Annotated in this window: 16 protein-coding genes and 2 tRNA genes; 8 read left to right on the top strand and 10 right to left on the bottom strand. The window is 29.7% G+C overall.

The window, feature by feature from the left end:
* Window position 1: 1 nt before the first annotated feature.
* Window positions 2–1,546: an ABC transporter permease/substrate-binding protein gene (locus tag ABM4_RS01295; RefSeq protein WP_081585250.1), complete on the bottom strand. Its 1,545-nt coding sequence runs from the start codon at window positions 1,544–1,546 to the stop codon at window positions 2–4.
* A 552-nt stretch (window positions 1,547–2,098) separates the two neighbouring features.
* The gene (gene thiI / locus ABM4_RS01290; protein ID WP_016357879.1) at window positions 2,099–3,247 is read right to left on the bottom strand and encodes a tRNA uracil 4-sulfurtransferase ThiI; all 1,149 of its coding nucleotides are present in this window, start codon (window positions 3,245–3,247) and stop codon (window positions 2,099–2,101) included.
* Between the two features lie 300 nt (window positions 3,248–3,547).
* On the opposite strand from thiI, the gene ABM4_RS01285 reads away from it, so the two are divergent.
* A complete protein-coding gene (locus ABM4_RS01285) occupies window positions 3,548–4,561 on the top strand; it encodes a TMEM175 family protein (RefSeq protein ID WP_016357878.1) in 1,014 nt (337 codons plus the stop codon).
* 202 nt (window positions 4,562–4,763) lie between these two features.
* Here ABM4_RS01285 and alaS read toward each other — a convergent pair whose 3' ends face one another.
* The 8 genes from alaS to ftsZ form a co-directional block, all read right to left on the bottom strand.
* Window positions 4,764–7,484 (bottom strand): alanine--tRNA ligase, encoded by a 2,721-nt coding sequence (alaS, locus tag ABM4_RS01280; RefSeq protein ID WP_016357877.1) that lies wholly within the window; start codon window positions 7,482–7,484, stop codon window positions 4,764–4,766.
* A 352-nt stretch (window positions 7,485–7,836) separates the two neighbouring features.
* The gene (gene rpl12p, locus ABM4_RS01275) at window positions 7,837–8,139 is read right to left on the bottom strand and encodes a 50S ribosomal protein P1 (protein WP_016357876.1); all 303 of its coding nucleotides are present in this window, start codon (window positions 8,137–8,139) and stop codon (window positions 7,837–7,839) included.
* Between the two features lie 76 nt (window positions 8,140–8,215).
* Entirely contained in the window at window positions 8,216–9,226 is a 1,011-nt protein-coding gene (locus tag ABM4_RS01270; RefSeq protein WP_016357875.1) for a 50S ribosomal protein L10, read from the bottom strand.
* Window positions 9,226–9,864, bottom strand: coding sequence for a 50S ribosomal protein L1 (locus ABM4_RS01265; protein ID WP_016357874.1), 639 nt, complete (start codon window positions 9,862–9,864; stop codon window positions 9,226–9,228). The genes ABM4_RS01270 and ABM4_RS01265 overlap by 1 nt, the downstream gene beginning before the upstream one ends.
* Window positions 9,865–10,209: 345 nt before the next feature.
* Window positions 10,210–10,695 (bottom strand): 50S ribosomal protein L11, encoded by a 486-nt coding sequence (locus ABM4_RS01260; RefSeq protein ID WP_016357873.1) that lies wholly within the window; start codon window positions 10,693–10,695, stop codon window positions 10,210–10,212.
* The gene (locus tag ABM4_RS01255; RefSeq protein ID WP_016357872.1) at window positions 10,695–11,177 is read right to left on the bottom strand and encodes a transcription elongation factor Spt5; all 483 of its coding nucleotides are present in this window, start codon (window positions 11,175–11,177) and stop codon (window positions 10,695–10,697) included. The genes ABM4_RS01260 and ABM4_RS01255 overlap by 1 nt, the downstream gene beginning before the upstream one ends.
* A 278-nt stretch (window positions 11,178–11,455) precedes the next feature.
* On the bottom strand, window positions 11,456–11,635 hold the full coding sequence (locus tag ABM4_RS01250) for a protein translocase SEC61 complex subunit gamma (protein WP_016357871.1): 180 nt from the start codon (window positions 11,633–11,635) through the stop codon (window positions 11,456–11,458).
* A gap of 209 nt (window positions 11,636–11,844) precedes the next feature.
* On the bottom strand, window positions 11,845–12,987 hold the full coding sequence (gene ftsZ / locus ABM4_RS01245) for a cell division protein FtsZ (RefSeq protein WP_052312808.1): 1,143 nt from the start codon (window positions 12,985–12,987) through the stop codon (window positions 11,845–11,847).
* A 693-nt stretch (window positions 12,988–13,680) separates the two neighbouring features.
* Between ftsZ and ABM4_RS01240 the strand changes: the two genes are divergently transcribed.
* From ABM4_RS01240 to ABM4_RS01210, 7 genes are all read left to right on the top strand, one after another.
* Entirely contained in the window at window positions 13,681–14,598 is a 918-nt protein-coding gene (locus ABM4_RS01240; RefSeq protein WP_016357869.1) for a coenzyme F420-0:L-glutamate ligase, read from the top strand.
* Window positions 14,599–15,012: 414 nt separating this feature from the next.
* The gene (tfe, locus tag ABM4_RS01235) at window positions 15,013–15,468 is read left to right on the top strand and encodes a transcription factor E (protein WP_016357868.1); all 456 of its coding nucleotides are present in this window, start codon (window positions 15,013–15,015) and stop codon (window positions 15,466–15,468) included.
* Window positions 15,469–15,922: 454 nt separating this feature from the next.
* A complete protein-coding gene (locus ABM4_RS01230) occupies window positions 15,923–16,417 on the top strand; it encodes a TIGR00295 family protein (protein ID WP_016357867.1) in 495 nt (164 codons plus the stop codon).
* 155 nt (window positions 16,418–16,572) lie between these two features.
* A complete protein-coding gene (locus tag ABM4_RS01225) occupies window positions 16,573–17,487 on the top strand; it encodes a DUF5591 domain-containing protein (protein WP_016357866.1) in 915 nt (304 codons plus the stop codon).
* A gap of 226 nt (window positions 17,488–17,713) precedes the next feature.
* Window positions 17,714–18,001, top strand: a complete 288-nt coding sequence (locus ABM4_RS01220) for an iron-sulfur cluster assembly protein (protein ID WP_016357865.1) — start codon at window positions 17,714–17,716, stop codon at window positions 17,999–18,001.
* Window positions 18,002–18,132: 131 nt separating this feature from the next.
* Window positions 18,133–18,207 (top strand) — tRNA-Ile (locus ABM4_RS01215).
* Between the two features lie 34 nt (window positions 18,208–18,241).
* Window positions 18,242–18,316 (top strand) — tRNA-Ile (locus tag ABM4_RS01210).
* Window positions 18,317–18,516: the final 200 nt, after the last annotated feature.

Here is an 18,516-nt window from a genome sequence, read left to right as displayed (position 1 = left end):
ATTAAATTAATCCTTTTTTAACTAAGAAATCATGAGCAACATCTTTAGGATCTTTTTTCTCAACATCAACCTCATAATTCATTTGTCTCATTTCCTCCGTAGAGATTTTACCATTTAATTTATTTAATACAGGAAGTAAATCCGGATGTTTTTCAATAGTCTCCTCACTTACAAGAGAGCAACAATAGTAAGACGGGAAAAAGTGTTTATCATCCTGAAGGATCGTTAAATTAGAATCATACAATCTTCCATCAGTTGTGTAAACCTCTACCACATCAATTTTTCCTTGTGAAACAGCATCATATTTAAGGCTTACATCCAAATCCATGGTATTCTTAAAGTTAAGACCATATGTTTTAGTTAGATTATCATAACCATCAGCTCTTGAGAAATAATCTGATTCCGCACCAAATGTTAATTGATTAGATACTGCAGACAGATCAGAGATGGTTTTTAGATTATATTTCTTTGCTATTGAATTTGGAACAGCAATTGCATAAGTATTCTGGAATCCATAAGTATCCAACCATCGTTCATTATACTTTTCCTTAAATTCCTTTTTAAGAGTAGGAAACATTGATTCAGAATATATATTATTTTCATGCAAAACGGACATCCAGCCTACACCAGTATACTCGGGATAAATGTCGAATTCACCCTTCTCCATACCTCCCTGAATCGTGGAAGTACCTCCGGAAATACCGTTAGTCAACTGAACCTTATAGTCGGTATCATGTTCAATTAACTCTTCTAACATATATCCTAAAATGTATTGTTCCGTATATGATTTTGATGCAACATGAATGGTTTCATGACCATAATTATCATAAACCTCATATGCGCCTAATGCAACTATAGCGATAATAACCACAGCAATGAATTTCTTGTTTTTAAGGAAACTAAAGAATTTCTTCCTTGATTGACCTACCTTTGTAATTTTTTCAACAAGTAAAAGTATATAATCAAATGCCAAAGCCACTATAGTAATCAATATACTTCCAGCAAGTACAAGATCAATGTTATTAGTTGTGATTCCACGATAGATAGCTACTCCAAGACCTCCAGCTCCAATAAAAGATGCAATACCTGCAAGAGCAATAGTCATAACAGACATATTTCTAATTGCTGACATAATATGAGGTAAAGCCAAAGGTAGCTTAATCTTAAATAAGATCTGCCTATCTGTACTACCCATTCCCTCTGCAGCTTCAATGATACCTGGATCAATCGTCTTAATTCCAGTGTAGGTGTTTCTTACCATAGGAAGCAAACCATAAACTGTTAGCGCAATAATAGCATTCGTATCCCCCACACCTACAACAGGTATAAGAAAACCGAAGAGCGCAATAGAAGGAATGGTATAAATAATATTTACAAGTGTTAAAATCCATTTGTTTCTAGGATATTCACTTACAGTAATTCCAAGCCCAAGTCCAATAATAATTGATAGAATAATAGCAATTAAAGATATCTCCAAATGTTCAATAGTAAGATTTATGAACAAATCACTTTGACTTGTAAATAATGAAATTAATTCACCAATCACCATACCACCGCCATTTTAACAATTAGAGCAATAAAGTAAAATCAATGAATAAGATTGCAATAAATAGGCAATATATAAAAAAGTTCAATTGAAAAAGTATAAAAAACAGTAATTTAATCATTTTAAAAAATTATTAAATTAAAAAGGTTTTATTGCCCCAATATAAACATATAATATATAGTTGTTTAAGTATTATAAATATTATGTTTATACAATTAAAAACACAAGTATAGATTAATTGTAGAAAAAGAGCATAATAAATAATAAAAATAAGAAAAATTAAACCAGACATCTAAAAAAGTAAATAAATCTGAAAATATTTCAAAATTACAAAATAGATTGGATTTTTAAATGATATGATAAAATAAACCATTTGAATAAAAATAAGAAAATAGAAATAATTCCTAAATAAAATAAGAAAATAAACCACCTGAACAAAAATAAGAAAATAAATAGAATTTTAAAAAAAAAGTAAGAAAATAAATAGAATTTTAAAAAAAAGTAAGAAAATAAATAAGTTAATCAAAAAAATGAAAAAAGGATTATTTAATCCTATTTTTCAATGTTTTTAAAAACTTTCTCCAGTTCCTCTTCCTGAGAGATATCCTCTTGAGCCTTAATTACCCTATTTAAATCAGCTTGTGTTTCAGGATATTTAGGTACAGCTTTACAACCGCCGTCATCTCTTTTGGATATTTCAAAAGTACCTATCTTATCAGCAATACGTGTTGTTTCTAATTTATCCATACCAATCAATGGACTAAGAATAGGCATGTCTACACCATAACGGGAGGATAAAATATTTTGAAGTGTTTGGGAAGCTACCTGACCAACACTACTTCCGTCAACAATAGCCAAAGCACCGATTTCTTTTGCAAGTTTTTCAGCTGTTTTATACATACCAGATTTACATAAAACACAGGTCATCTTCTCAGGACCTTTATTTTTACATGTCTTAAGATATTCCCCATATGGTGCTACTCTTTTTTGAATTGGAACACCAGAGGCATATGTTTGCAATTGATCCACCAAATCATTAAAATTATTTCTTGCATCGGATGTTGTGTATGGACTATTATCAAAATTGAGAGCTGTTACAGCACAACCTCTCTTCATCATCAAATAAGCAGCAACGGGAGAATCGATACCACTGGACATTAAAACTACAACCTTTCCCTGAGTTCCGAGCGGAAGACCTCCAGGTCCGTCAATCTTTTCATGATAGATATAGGTATCATTATCCCTAATTTCAACGAAGATTTCAAAGTCAGGGTCAGATAGGTTTACCTTAAGAGGTATGGTATCAATTACAACGGATCCACAGAATGCCCCGGCTTCCTGAGATGTGAAATCATGATTTCCAACACGCCTACATCTTATTGCAAAGGTCATACCCTCCTTCAATAATCCCTCACTAATCAAGTGCTTGGTATATTCCTTTAATGTTTTAGTTACATCCTCCTTAGTGGTTTTAGTTCTTACTACCGGAGAATAAGACACGATACCAAATATCTTATCTAATTTTTCCAGTGCATCTTCAAAGTTCTCAGGTTCTAGAAATATCCTTCCCTGATCCCTTTTGATATTTCCATCTATTGATGCTGATATATTTTTAACTAATTTTCTCTCAAATCTTAATCTGATTTTAGTACTTTTAAGAGCTAATTCCCCATATCTTATGAGTATTAAATCATAATCCATCTTTTCTCTCCCAATAAATTAACTATAACAATTTTAATTGAATAATACTTCTTATAATAATAAAATAAATATTAATCTTTAAATTAAAAGATAAATCCAAAAACGACTATCACTCTCTTTTTTAAAACAATCATTATTTTATCTTTATAATAATTATAATATTATTTTTAGATATAATATATTTAATATATAAAAAATAAACTATTGTTATATATCAATATTATTTATTAGTTCTCTTAATTAATAAGAATATGCTTAATTAATCAAAATTTAAATAATATTAAAAAAATAAGTAAATCTATGAGCGATAAGAATTTACAAGATGAAGATATGGAATATATTTCCAGTGATACATTAGAATCAATTGTAGATGGAATATTTGCTGTAGCAATGACTATTCTAACATTTTCTATTGTTGTACCGGATATGGGACAATTAACTGCTGCAGGACTTCCAATATATCTTGAACAATTAAAATCACAGATATTCTTATTTATTGTATGTTTTATCGTACTTGGAAACAACTGGATTACACAAAGGGAGATTTTATCTTTAATCGAAAAAACCGATAAAACACTAATGATAATTACATTAGCATTATTACTGGGTGTAAGTTTATATCCGATAATTATCACATTAGTTACTAATTTTGGTGAGGAGTTTCCAATATTTGTACAATACTATCATTTAACCAATTTATATATGGGTTTAATACTTGTACTTCAATGGCTTTACATCGTTTCCAAAAGATTACATCTTAAAATAAGCTTAGATTCAAGTTATATAAAAAATGCCAAAAAACTATTTAATAATGATATTAGCATTAGAACCAGTGGATTTGAAACATTTTATTACCCAATCATTATTGTAATTTCACTTGTTGTATCCTTTTGGTATCCTCAACCAAGCCGGTATTTATATATTTTAATTATATTTAAACCTGTGCTAAATAAAATCAATGAGAAATATTACTATAGAAAACTAAGAAAAATAGTTAATGAGAGTCCCTACATTAACAAGATTTCAAGTAAATTCGAAGAATTACCTGAAGATGAGAGAAAATATTTAACGGAATTAGGCAATAACTTAAATAGTTTTGATAGTCTCGAAATTGAAGACAGACATAGAGTCATTGATATTCTAATGGAATTACATCCAAGTCTTAAAGGAAGAATTGAGGAATTTGAAAATATTAAAAAAGAGAATCCCGACTTTGATAGTGATGATACCATAGAGTATTGTGTTAAATTTAAATCTTTGGTTGACTTTTACAAATCATTAGACATAGATATTTCAAAATTAAGAGACAAATAATCATTTAATCTCAAATTAACTTTTTTATAAACTTATTTTAATATTTTTAAAGGATCATAAAATAAAAAAAAGAAATTTAAGTAATCCTGAATTTACCTATTTATAACCCTATCAACATTTCTAAGGAATTATAAAATAGAAAAAGAGAAATAGGCAAGTAAACTTACTTAAAAAAATAAAAAAAGAAAAAACAGGTTAAAACCTATTGGATTAATGAATATGCCTTATCTAAAGCATCCTCCATTTTATCTGCATTTGGACCTGCACCTTGTGCTAGAGTTGGACGACCTCCACCTCCACCACCAAGTAAACTTGCAGCTTCCTTAATAATGGCATTGATTTTAACACCATCATCAATAGCCTTACCAGATGCAGCACCGACTATTTTTCCGTCATTGTTTCCAATTATTACAACATCTGCCTTATCATTGTCTGTGAAATCTGTTGCAATGTTTTGAAGATCTTTAATATCCCCATCAACAATTTCTTTTAGAACCTTAAGACCATTTACTTCCTCAACATTATTTACTAAAGTACTAATTTTTAAAGAAGCAATTTCTGCTTTAAGTCTTGAGATTTCATTTTTATACTGTTTCCACTCTGTAAAGAATCTTTCACAGGTTTTTGGAAGTTGTTCTGGAGTTACTTTAAATGTGTTTGAGCTTTCCCTTACAATCTCGTTTTCTTCCTGAATAGAATCAACGGCTGCAAGACCTGCGGAGTATTCTAACCTTTCGACTCCATCCTGAACCCTTTCAGTTTTATGGATTTTAATCATACCAACATCACCTGTTTTAGGTACATGAGTACCTGCACAAGCTTGTACATCCACACCAGGAACTTTCACAACACGAATATTGTTACCTGGTACTACACCACCCTGATATAATTTAAGGCCATATTTCTTATCAGCCTCATCCCTTGTAAGCCATTTAATCTCAAGGAGTATATTATCCATAACATAGGAATTTGCAAGTTTCTCAATCTCATCAAGTTCTTCCTGAGATATACGTTTATAATGTGATAAATCTATACGGGATCTTTTAACACCTTTTTGTGCACCTGCCTGCCAAATATGATCGCCTAAAACTTTCCTTGCTGCAGCCACAACAAGGTGGGTTGCTGTATGATGTCTTGCAAGGGAAATTCTTCTATTCCAGTCAATTTCGCCTTTAACGGATTTACCAACTAAAGACTTAAGTTCGCTTTTAAGTGAGTCTAAATCATCATCCCCAGTAGTTTTAATCTGATGGAAAACAACATTATTGATTTTCTGGACATAATCCACTTCATAATCCTTACCGTCACAGGTTAAAATACCAACATCAGCTGGTTGACCTCCACCTTCTGGATAGAAGACAGTTTGATTTAAAACCACATTAAGTTTATCCTTAATTTCCTCAACGCCTAAAACCTCAGCTTCAAACTCCCTTTGAGTAAATTCCTTATAGAACAATAGGTCGGTTTCATGATAATTAAATTCATAATCATCTTTAACTTTTACTTCTTCCTTTTCATGTCTATCTGCTACAATAGTAAAGAAATTATCCGGAATTTCCACTTTAAAATTGTCTCCTGCAAGTTCTTTAACAGTCTCAGGAGGCATACCCTGAGCATCATAAAGACCGATCAAGGTTTCCAAAGGCATTTCAGTTTTTCCCTGTTTTTTAAGGTTTTTAATAGTTCTTTTAACTGTTTTTTTACCTTTTTCAATGGTTACACCATATCTTTCTTCCTCAAGATCTATAATATTCATAATATGTTCCTGGGATTTACTGATTTCAGGATAGAAATCTTTTAGGAAGTCAAGTTGTATTTTCATCACATCGGATAAAGATTCCCTCATGCCCAATTGATTCATATATCTGATTGTTCTTCTTAAGATAAGTCTTGCAAGATAACCTTCCTTAACATTTGAAGGAATGATACCGTCAGCAAGCATAAATGCCAAACAACGTGTATGGTCTGCAATAATATAAATTGCCTCCATAGGCTCTGATGATTTGAGAAGTTCCTCTATACTAATTCCTAATTTATCTGCAACTTTCTGTCTAAGCATTCTTAAATCAGCATAGTCTTCAATATCCATTAAACCTGCTATTCTAGCACTTTCACCTAATATTTCTTCATTAAGTTCAACACCAGTGATCTCTTTAAGTTTTTCAATGACAGGTCCGAAACATGCATCATATGCAGTTGGAGTTCCTTGTGAAATCCAGGCAATACGTTCAAGACCATAACCGGTATCCACTACCTTGATAGGAATCTCTTCTCTTTCACCATTAGCTAAGGTTTTATATTGCATGAAAACAAGTGTAGCAAGTTCTACACCTCTGCACATGACTTCATAACAAGGTCCTTCATTACCTCCACCTTCCCACCAGGATGGAATGAAAGTAAGTTCATCTGTATTAATTCCAATACTTGCAAAGAAGTTGTGACATAACTCAATACATCTATCTTCCCAATATATGAAATGATCTGGTTTATTAATTACAGTATGTGAACCCATTGTAAAACAGGTCATATGTCTACCGGTTCTTCCAACATTATCTACATCATTTAATCTAATAGAAGGTTGAGCTATTTCTAAAGGATTAGCAGGAGGTTCTACAATACCTGAGGTAATCCATGGTTGGAAGCAGAAAATAGAAGCTCCAACTAAAAATACATCATCTCTCCATCTTTTAGCTAAAATTGGATAACGAGGTATAGGTGTATGACCTTCCTTTTCTAAAAATTCTTTAAAAGTTTTTTGGATTTCATATAAATCATATGGTTTATCAGTTGCAGGGTTTCCAATAAAATCATATTCATCACATGGAGCATCTCCACATGTATCCCTTTCAACTTTAGAATAGAAATCATGACCACATTTTTTACATGTATATTTTTTATAACCTAATTTGTCAAATATTTCCATTATATCAACTGAAAAAAATCTATTATTAAAAAAAATCTTTTATAAATTAATAATTATAAAAAGTAAAGTTTTATAATATGTGTATATTTCTCTTTTTTAATATTTAATGTTTGATTTTTAACAATTAATTTTCAAATCAATAGAATAAGAAATATTTAAAATATTACAGGGAAAAAACAGTATAATTGATAAATTCTAAAAAAAATCAGTCTAAAATGAACAAATAAGCTTAAAAATCAGAAATTAACAAATAAACAATGAAAAAATAGCATTACAATAAAAAGATAAGAAATTAGTTAAAATAAACTAATTTCCCTTTTTGAAAAAATAAAAGTAAAGTAAGATAACTTACTTAACCGAATAAAGCACCTAAACCAGCAGCTGCTTCTTCTTCAGCTTCTTCTTCACTTTCTTCTTCCTCTTCTTCCTCTTCTTCAGCAGGAGCTGCTGCAGGAGCTGCAGCTACAGGAGCTGCTGCAATAGCGGAAGTTTCGATAGCTTCATCGATATCAACATCTTCTAATGCTGCGATTAAAGCTTTTACTCTAGCTTCATCGACATCTACGCCAGCTGCTTCGAGTATTTTAGTTACGTTTTCTTCATTAATTTCTTTATCAGTAGTATGCAAAATCATTGCCGCATATATATATTCCATGTTATCACCATTATTCTTTCTTAAATAATCTTTTTTTAGGTTTATTTTAAAACAATAAAAAATTTAAATAATAATATTATCCGAAGAGAGCACCTAAACCTGCTGCTGCTTCTTCTTCAGCTTCTTCCTCAGTTTCTTCCTCTTCCTCTTCTTCTTCAGCCTCTTCAGCAGGAGCTGCAGCTACAGGAGCAGCACTTGCAGCATTAGCTAACTTTTCAGCTAATTCATCATCTAATGCATCATCAGATAATTTACCAGCTAAAGCTAACATTTTACCATTTGCTAATCCTATAATTATATCAGAAGTTTCGGAGTTAAGAATTCCTGCTTCAACAGCAAGGTTAATGGATTTGCTGTGAGCAGATTGAATCATAGTTGCAATAGTTTCTTTAGTAGGTATACCAGCGAAGACAGATAAATTGAATGCTTTCATATATGCATCTTGTACCTTAGCAATGGTTTCCTCTTCGTCAATTGCAAGTACATCTGCAGGATATACAGATCCTTCCTCATAAACTGCGTGTAAATCAATACCAACTTCCATAGGTTTAATACCTAATCTGGTTAAAACACTAGCAACTTGAGGTGAAACAGTATCTCCTTCTTCAACAACAACCGCATCTTTGTCAACTACAATTTTACCTTTATCAATTCTAGCATTTGCTCCAATTTGTTGTAATTCCCCTAAAAATGGACCAGGTTCAAAACCAGTATCTCCTTTAGGTACAACAATATCTTTAGCAGCTGTACTACCAGGTTTAGCAGGAGCATCTGTTTTATTATCCTCTAAGATTTTGTATAATCTAAAAGGGTTCATATCGGTAAAAATTAATGCAGGTTGTCCGGTCATATGTTCAGAAAGACCTACAATATTTTCCTTATTTTTATTGCAATCTTCTAAAGCTAAATTAATAAGATTTTTCTTAGATAATCTAATGAGAGCATGATTTGATAAACTTTTTCTCATTTCTTGAAGTTGTTTAGCAGGAATGTTTAATAAATCTACTACTCCAATAACATCATAAGAATCAATTAAATCTTTAATTTCTTTAACTTCATCTTTCTTCCATTCAGCAACGTGAGCCATTAGATCACCCTCACTACTGAACCCATTGTTGTTTTAATAAACATGGATTTAATTTGTTTTCTTCCTTTCTCTAAGTGGCGGTCTAAGATTGCAAGAACAGCTTCCATATTTTCAGCTATTTGCTCGTCAGCCATGTCTTGTGTACCGATTATAATTTGAATAGAAGGATGTTGTTTAACTCCCACTTTAATAGTATTTTGTAATCTTTCTAAAAGTGGAGCTAACTTAGCATTTGCTGGGACAGGTTTTGGCATTTTTTTACGAGGACCAAGAACTGGACCTAAAAATCTACCAACAAGTGGCATCATATCAGCTTGAGCTATGAAAAAGTCAACATTGTCTGCTAACTTTTTAGCTTCTTTCCTGTCTTTTCCAAGTTCTTCTAATCTAGGTTTATCGATAACAAGATCTACACCAGCATCTTTAGCTTGAACAATTAAATCTCCATCAGCAATAACACCGATATTAATGTCTTTTCCACGACCATTAGGGAGAATAAGTTCTTCTTCAAACCTATTTTCTGGCTTTTTGACATCTAAGTCTTTGATATTAATAATCATATCAATAGACTCAGTGAAGTTCCTCGGCTTGGATTGTTCTTTAGCCTTCTTCACCGCATCAATCATTTCTTGTGTCATATAAATCCTCCATGAACATTGTTCATGAGCTTTTTTTGGTTACGAGCAATCGATAATAAAAATAATCATAATAAATAATAATATTAATAATACCGACTACATCTAACTGTATTAACTTAAATTCTAAGTAATACTAGTCGCATATTTCGTATAAAATTAATTATACTAGTACAATTAAGTACTCAAATAATGTATCTTTATTCAATGAATAAAGCTACATAAAATGTTTTTAAACATTTCAAAATAACAGTATATCCACCATAACTTACATTCCATAAATGCTCATTATAATATCATATACACTGATAAATTTTTTCTCAATAAAGATTATAAGTAAACTAAAATCTAGTATCCGTCAAAGACACTATCATACTCTCCAGCATCAAGTGCTTTTTGAGCATCTCTAGGATCTTTACCATCAACGGTAATTCCCATACTTACAGCAGTTCCCATAACCTCTTTAGTTGCAGCTTTATAATCGTTAGCAAGTAATGAATCATATTTCATCCTAGCAATTTTAAAAGCTTGTTCGACAGATAAATCTGCAGCAACTTCAGTACCAGGTTCATGAGATCCTTTCTCAATATTGAGTTCATCCATAATAAGTGCTGTTGTTGGAGGAGTACCAATCTCAATTTCAAATTCTTTAGTATCGCTGTCAACAATTACTTTAACAGGAACTTTCATACCTTTGAAATCTGCAGTTTTATTATTGATTTCTTCAACAACTTGCATCATATTAATACCTAAAGGACCAATTGCTGGACCTAAAGGTGGTCCTGGGGTAGCACTTCCACCTTCAACAAGGACCTCTACTGTGTCTGTTGGCATCAGTCAACCTCCTTTTGAATAATTCTAATTTGATCTGCTTCAACAGTAACAGGAATTGGAACTGCAGCTTCGACTAATTCTAAAACTACTTCCTCGCGAGATTTATCAATACGTACTACCTTAGCCCTTTCACCTTTAAATGGACCAGAAATAAGCTCAACAACACTTCCTTCTTTAATAGAGGAAATGATTGGTTCTGGTTTAAGGAATCTTTTTACCTCTTCAAAAGTAATCTGTGAACTACCTTCTACAATACCTCTTAAATGAGGTATTTTCATTGCAGGATTCCTCATATCAATCTTAGTTGAAGCCTCAACTAAAATATAACCTTTTAAAGACTCTGGGACAATAATAGTTTCTATACCGATAAAGGTTTCTGTACCTCGAGTATCTCGAGATCTAGTAGCTAAAATTCTTGCCACATTTCTTTCTTGACCTGCTGATGTTTTAAGAGCATAAATGGAATTTTCATTATCTTCCATGTAATCCACCTATATAATTAAATTTATTATATAATTATAGATTAATTAAGGTTATTATAAAAAATCTAACTTGTATAATTCATAGACATAGTAAATAAGAATACTATCAAAAAAAATTAAAAATCATTATAAAAGTAGATTAATATAATAATATTATATATTTACTAAGTAGTATTTAAATGTTTCAAACACTATATAAATAAGGATTGAAATCTGAAAAAGTTTTTATAAAAAAGAGTTAAGATAAAGTTTTTTATTGAAAAATAAAATTTAGGTATTTAAATACCAATAAGTTGTCCTATTAAAACAATAATAAAACCGATTAAACCGATTAAAATAATACCAATACCAGTTACTTTGGCGAAATTAATATATTCTTCACCATCCGGTTTTCTAGCTACTCTAAGAACTCTTTTAGCTTCTTTATTAAAATTTTGTAATGAATCTTGAACTGTCATAAATATCCCTACAGAATATTAAAACATTGAAAAATAATTAATCAATAATCAGTATTAAAAATTTTGTAAATATTAACATATAAATATTTGGTTTTTTTTAAAAAATTTAAAATCAAAATAAAAAAAAATGAACCTAATTAAAATTTATTTATTTTAGAAAATATTAAAAGTTGAATTAATATTTTAAAAAAAAGAATTAAAAATGATGATTAGAATATCTCATCAATGTAGCTACTTAATGGATCATCATCTTCTTCTTCGGAATCATCAGAATGTTCTGGAGTTATTGTTTCATCTTCTTTAGAACCAAATTCATAAGGTTTAATTCCTGAAACAATAATAGTGGTTCTTACCATATTCTGTAGGCTTTCATCGATTTGAGTACCCCAAATAATATTTGCTTCTGGAGCTAACTTATCTGCAACAATTTGTACAATTTTTTCTGCTTCTTGTAATGTTAAATCAGCACTACCAGAAATGTTAATTAAAGCACCTTTAGCATCAGAGATATCAATATCTAATAATGGACTGCTTAAAGCTTCATGTACTGACTCTAAAGCTCTATCTCCAGAATCGGATTCTCCCATACCAATCATAGCCATTCCGGAGCCTTTCATAATACTTCTAATATCTGCAAAGTCAAGACTTACTAAACCTTGTTTAGTAATAAGTTCTGTAATACCCTTTACAGCTCTTCCTAAAATTTCATCAGATACCATGAAAGCTTTGTTTAAAGGAAGGTTTGGAGCAACTTCTAAGAGCTTATCATTAGGAATGACAATAACAGTATCAGATGCTGCTTGAAGTTTTTCTAGTCCTTTTTCAGCATTTTCTCTTCTTTGAACACCTTCAGCTGAAAACGGTAATGTGACAACTGAAACAGTTAAAGCACCTAATTTTTTAGCAATTTTTGCAATAATAGGAGCTGAACCAGTACCGGTTCCTCCACCAAGACCACAGGTTACAAATACCATATCTGCACCATTAAGTCTTTCCCTAATTTCATCTTCACTTTCTTCAGCACATTCTTCTCCAACTTCAGGCATTCCACCTGCACCTAATCCTCCACAGGTTTTTCTACCTAAAAGGATTTTACTATCAGCTTGACTATAGAATAAATCTTGTGCATCAGTATTTACTGTAATTGTTTCTGCACCTTCAATACCTACTTCCTCTAATCTAGAAATGGTATTGTTTCCAGCACCACCAGCACCAACCACAAAGATATTAGCCTTACTGTTGTTAATTATATCGATTAATTCCTCATCTAAATCTGAATTAACATGATTATTAGAAGATTTATTTTCCGTCCTTTGTTCGGATTCTTTAATTGCGTCATCTATAAATTTCACGTATAAACCCCACATTAAATAATTAATATAGTTTTATATTATAATCAAAAAATGAAATAGTAAAATTATCAATCTTTAAAACTGTTAATAAATAAAATTAACTTTCTATCATTTTAAAAAACACCATAATAGAAAAAACCACTTTTTACTATTACAAAATATTAATCTTAAATAATAATTTTAATATCATATATTAAATAATTATTTTTTTTATCTTTTATATGTATAAATATTTTGGTATATTAATAAAAAACGAAATTCGAAAAACAAATAAAAATTTCTAAAAAAATAATAAAAAGAAATAATGTTGATTAGATAGAGTAAAAAAAATTCAAAACAAATGAATTTAAGAAATATTATAAAATAAAAGAGAATAGATAGTATATCTGAATTTAAAGTAATATAGCTTAAAGCTTCAAATATTTTATTCCCAAAATAGAGATTATACAAATAAAATACCATAATGAATAAATCTATCTAAAATAAATAAACAATTTTAATAAAAAAACATTAATTAGATAAGAAAATTTTACAAATATTCATCAAATAATCTAAAATCCAAATCTAATATAAATATATATTTAATAATATTATAATTATATTATATTTTACAAATAAAATTAATATATTAATTAATTTATAAGTTGATTTTACTATTTTTAGATATTCTATTAAAAAACAAAGGTCCTTTAAATGACAGAAGAAAAACAACCAGATTACAAAAAATCTAAAACAAAAGAAGGCATTCCATATAAATATGTTGAAAATGGGGAATACAATGTAATTCCAATCGAGACAAATTATATAAAACCTAACGAAAGCCTTGACAAACTCTTTAATAAAGCCTACCCATTGTTTGAAAATGATGATTATTTGGTAATTGCAGAAACACCAATTTCTGTCTCACAGGGAAGATTAATTGATGAGGCAGAATATACCCCAGGTTTAGGTGCCAAGTTTCTTGCTGGTTTCTGGAGCAAATATCTATGGGGTTATATTTTAGGGCCTCTTCTTAATATTAAACAGAGAACAATCCACAACCTTAGAAGACTTCCTCCAGAAACAGCTAGACATAAACAGGTTATTCTTGATTTATATGGATGGAAACATGCCCTAAAACCAGCTTCAGAAGCAGGTGTTGATTTAAGTAATTCACCGGGAACTTATGTGTCACTACTTCCAAAAAACCCTCAAAAAGTTGCAGAAGATCTATCTAAAATGGTTCTGGATAAAACTGGAAAAAACGTAAATGTGATGATAATAGACACCGATGCAACCTATATGAAAAATGGCAAATACTTCACAGGACTTCCAACGGCAATTGATGGAATTGAATCCGATAAAGGTGCATGGGGATATACAAAAGGACAATTATCTCAGAATATGGGATCAACACCACTCGGATCAAGTAAGAAATTATCTGTAGAATATGCCCTTAAAATTGCAAATATTGCAGAGGATTATCAAAAATCACTTTCAACATGTATGGAAACAATTCACAGTGCGAAAAAAGTTCTGAATACAGATAGTGCCGAAGATAGCATAAGTGTTGAAACATTGAATAAAATCACACATACACCTGCAGTAATAATAAGAAAAAGATTAGAATAATATTACACATAGACAGACCAATAATAAAAAAGATCAAAATAAAAATTTAAAAACTTTTAAAAAACATGATTATACTAAAAATACTTATAAAAAACAAAAAATATATTAATAATTAAAACAATATAGATATGTTATAATAATATAATCCAATCTTCTAAAAAAATTAGTGTTTTTTGTTTATATTTTTCTTTTTTTATTTAATAAATCCAAATTATTTCATAAAAAATAGCCAATTTCAACAATAAATACTGATTTAAAAAAGAATTAAATAAAGATAGGGAGAAATCAAATGTTAGATGACCCATTAGTACAAGACTTATTAAGAAAGATAATTGACGACCCTGAAGATCATCAGGAAGCTAAAAAGTCTAAAAGTAAAAAAGTAAAAAAAATGACGATAAAGATTTAGACAACATGCTTATTGTTCAATGCCTTAATAAGGGAGTAAAAACTGACGAAGAGATTGCAGAAAAAACTGGAATCAGATTAAATATTGTTAGAAAAATACTCTACAGACTTTATGATGCTGGACTTGCAAGCTATAAAAGACATAAAGATCCTGAAACACAATGGTATAGCTACGATTGGAAATTTGAACCTGAAGAGGTTAATAAAACCATTAAAAAACAAATCAATGACGAGATTGAATTCCTTAAAAACATTTTAGACAATGAAAAAGACAATATGTTTTTCTCATGCCCTGAAGGACACACCAGATTTGATTTTGAAGACGCAAGTAATGTAGGTTTTACTTGTCCAGAATGTGGTGAAGAAGTCGTATTTGAAGATAATGCTGACATCATTAAAGAACTAGAAAAGGATATTAAAAAATATCAAAAAATCTATGATTCAATAGAAGTCAGTGAATAATATTTTTTTAAATTTTCTTAAATATTATTTTTACAAATAATATTATATTCAAACTACTTTTTTTTAAGTTTTAAACAGATATTTACGTTTTAATACTATTTTTTCAATGATTTACTTAATTATATAAATTATTTAACAATCAATATTATCTTTTTTTAAAGAATAATAATATAATTTAAATCATAAAATCAATAATTCAAGATTTTATTTTTATTCTTAAAAATTATAAATAAGATAAAACTTAAAAAAATAATTAATTATTAAATTAAAATAAAATCTAAGCTAAAAATAGATTTATATTTTAGAAATAATTTGAAATCTAATTTTCTTAAATTAGAATAATTAATTATTAAATTAAAATAAAATCTAAGCTAAAAATAGATTTATATTTTAGAAATAATTTGAAATCTAATTTTCCCAAATTAGAAAATATAAAATATATCTAATGATTAATATGGAAGAGATAGAACTTTTAAGAGAAGAGGGTTGTCCAGAAAATGTAATTGCCCATTGTATTGCTGTCTGTAAAAGGGCACAGGAAATAGCTATGAATTTTCCCAATGCAGATAAGGAGCTTATTAAAACAGGAGCATTATTACATGACATTGGAAGATCCAGAACACATGGCATTAAACATGCAGTAGTTGGTGCAGAACTTGCACGTCAACATGGTTATTCTGATGAAGTTGTAAACATTATTGAAAGACATATTGGTGTAGGCATTACTAAAGAAGAGGCAGAAAAATTGAATCTTCCAATAAAATCCTATGTTCCAGAGACTATTGAGGAAAAGATAGTGGCTCATGCAGATAATCTATTACATGGAACTGAAAGAGCAGATACGGAATATGTCATTAAGAAATGGAAAAAGAGAATGGACAGTCCGAATGATTCTATTGAAAGACTGTTAAAATTAGATTATGAGCTTATTGGTCAATTTAATCAATGAAACTTTAATCAGAATCAATTATTATCTTTTTAATAAGGAATCTATTAAAATCAGACAAGATTTTTTTAATAGCTTATTAAAATAAACTATGAGATTAAATTAATAGCGCTTGTTTAACCAATATTATAATTAAAGAAATAAGGATTGTGTAATATATGAAAGTTATATGTTCAAGTGAGGAATCATTATACAGACCTGAGGCAGTAAGATGGAGAGAAAGGATGAGATTAATGAAACCATATGGTAATGTAGTTGCAATTCTTCCTTGTTCTATGAAAAAACCATATTCCAATTCAAAATCCCATCAAAAATTTAAAAGAGCAACTAAAGGTTATCAGGAAGTAATTGTTACTTCCCCTTTTGGAATATGCCCAAGAGAATTAGAAAATACCTTTCCAATACAATCTTATGATGTGAGTGTAACTGGTTCCTGGAGTGAAGATGAAAAGAGGGAAGCTGGAAAACTTTTAAGAGAGTATATTGGAGATACTCCTGCAGTTGCAAATGTTTCAGGTGGTTATGAGGAAACATGTAGGGAATATTTGGATGATCTCGATATAACATATACCTGTGTAGATAATCGTCCAACCAATCCCGATTCCATTTATAATATGAGAATGGAATTAAAAAAATATGAAAAGATGCCACGTCGTGAGAGAACATTACACGAGTTAAGATCTATTGCCAAATATCAATTTGGTGAAGGTGGAGAAAACCTTATACCGGATGATGTGATTATTAAGGGAAGATATCATCATAAACTTTATTATAACAACAGACAGATTGCATTTTTAAATAAGGATGTTGGTTTATACACCTTGAGTTTAGCTGGTGGGGAAATACTTGGAGAATTGAATCTTAAAACTGTGAATATTGATTTCGATTTAAAAACAAACACCGTTTTCTCAGTAGGTGTTGAAAGTGCAGATCATTCCATCATACCTCGGGATGAGGTGGTAGTCATGAGGAATGATGAAGTATTAGGAACCGGAAAGGCCATAGTTAGTGGAGAAGAGATGGAAAAATCTAATTATGGTGTTGCAGTAGACATAAAGCATAGAAAGAAATAAATTTAAAACTTTTCAATTAGAAAAATCAATTATCCATTTTTCCAAAAATTGAAAAAGTATTTAAATAGTAAATTTTAATAATAATAACAATTGTTTTATAAAAATATGAAAAGTCAAAAATCATATAAAATTAGTACCTGGAAATAGTATATTTTAAATATGACGATTTGACAATAAACAATTAGTATTAAAAAATTTTAAGAAAAAAGAAAAACAGGTGATAAATATGTCCGAAGATATTGTAAGTGATATAAGAAATGCAATTTACCCAGTATTAGATCCACATATGGGAATAAGTGTAATCGACATGGGAATTGTACAATCTATTGACGTTAATGACGGAGTAGCAGACATTGTTATTAAACCAACTAATCCTGCATGTATGAGTATTACCCGTGTAGCTGTACAAGTTAAAGAATTAGCAGGAAGAGTAGAGGGCGTAGATAAAGTTCATGTAAAAATCATTGAACATGCAATGGCAGATACTCTTAATGAAATGATTAATAGAGATTAAATTTAAATTTTTAAATTTTTAAATTTTTCTTATTGTAAAGCATAACATTTAAATAATATAAAAATAAAAATTATATTAACTTGTATTTCTTGAAAATAGAAGTGTTATTATTAAAAAATATTTTTTTATATAGGCTAGTGGCACAGCTTGGTTAGCGCGCACGGCTGATAACCGTGAGGTCATGGGTCCGAATCCCATCTAGCCTACTAAAAAACTTTTTATAGATATTTAATTTCATATAGGCTAGTGGCACAGCTTGGTTAGCGCGCACGGCTGATAACCGTGAGGTCATGGGTCCGAATCCCATCTAGCCTACTAAAAAACTTTTTTTATTAGTTGTTACTTTTTTTAAAAGAATTCTATTTTATATATACTTTAAAAATTTTTTAAAAAACAATAATTAAAATAGACAAATAACTATATTTTTTTAAATATTTTCATTGATTTTATTGGAATTAATAGAGATTCTATATATTATAAAAGTATATATACTTAAAAAACAAATACTTCAATGT

Source organism: Methanobrevibacter sp. AbM4, from assembly GCF_000404165.1.
Taxonomy (GTDB): Archaea; Methanobacteriota; Methanobacteria; order Methanobacteriales; family Methanobacteriaceae; genus Methanarmilla; species Methanarmilla boviskoreani.
Note: the sequence above shows the minus strand (reverse complement) of the source record. Positions and strands in the feature narration are given on the sequence as shown.

Coding starts and splice junctions, on each gene's coding strand:
- ABM4_RS01240 (WP_016357869.1), top strand. CDS start 13,681: ATGACAGAAGAAAAACAACCAGATTACAAAAAATCTAAAACAAAAGAA.
- ABM4_RS01265 (WP_016357874.1), bottom strand. CDS start 9,864: ATGACACAAGAAATGATTGATGCGGTGAAGAAGGCTAAAGAACAATCC.
- ABM4_RS01285 (WP_016357878.1), top strand. CDS start 3,548: ATGAGCGATAAGAATTTACAAGATGAAGATATGGAATATATTTCCAGT.
- alaS (WP_016357877.1), bottom strand. CDS start 7,484: ATGGAAATATTTGACAAATTAGGTTATAAAAAATATACATGTAAAAAA.
- ABM4_RS01220 (WP_016357865.1), top strand. CDS start 17,714: ATGTCCGAAGATATTGTAAGTGATATAAGAAATGCAATTTACCCAGTA.
- tfe (WP_016357868.1), top strand. CDS start 15,013: ATGCTTATTGTTCAATGCCTTAATAAGGGAGTAAAAACTGACGAAGAG.
- ABM4_RS01225 (WP_016357866.1), top strand. CDS start 16,573: ATGAAAGTTATATGTTCAAGTGAGGAATCATTATACAGACCTGAGGCA.
- ABM4_RS01250 (WP_016357871.1), bottom strand. CDS start 11,635: ATGACAGTTCAAGATTCATTACAAAATTTTAATAAAGAAGCTAAAAGA.
- ABM4_RS01255 (WP_016357872.1), bottom strand. CDS start 11,177: ATGGAAGATAATGAAAATTCCATTTATGCTCTTAAAACATCAGCAGGT.
- ABM4_RS01230 (WP_016357867.1), top strand. CDS start 15,923: ATGGAAGAGATAGAACTTTTAAGAGAAGAGGGTTGTCCAGAAAATGTA.
- rpl12p (WP_016357876.1), bottom strand. CDS start 8,139: ATGGAATATATATATGCGGCAATGATTTTGCATACTACTGATAAAGAA.
- ABM4_RS01260 (WP_016357873.1), bottom strand. CDS start 10,695: ATGCCAACAGACACAGTAGAGGTCCTTGTTGAAGGTGGAAGTGCTACC.
- thiI (WP_016357879.1), bottom strand. CDS start 3,247: ATGGATTATGATTTAATACTCATAAGATATGGGGAATTAGCTCTTAAA.
- ABM4_RS01270 (WP_016357875.1), bottom strand. CDS start 9,226: ATGGCTCACGTTGCTGAATGGAAGAAAGATGAAGTTAAAGAAATTAAA.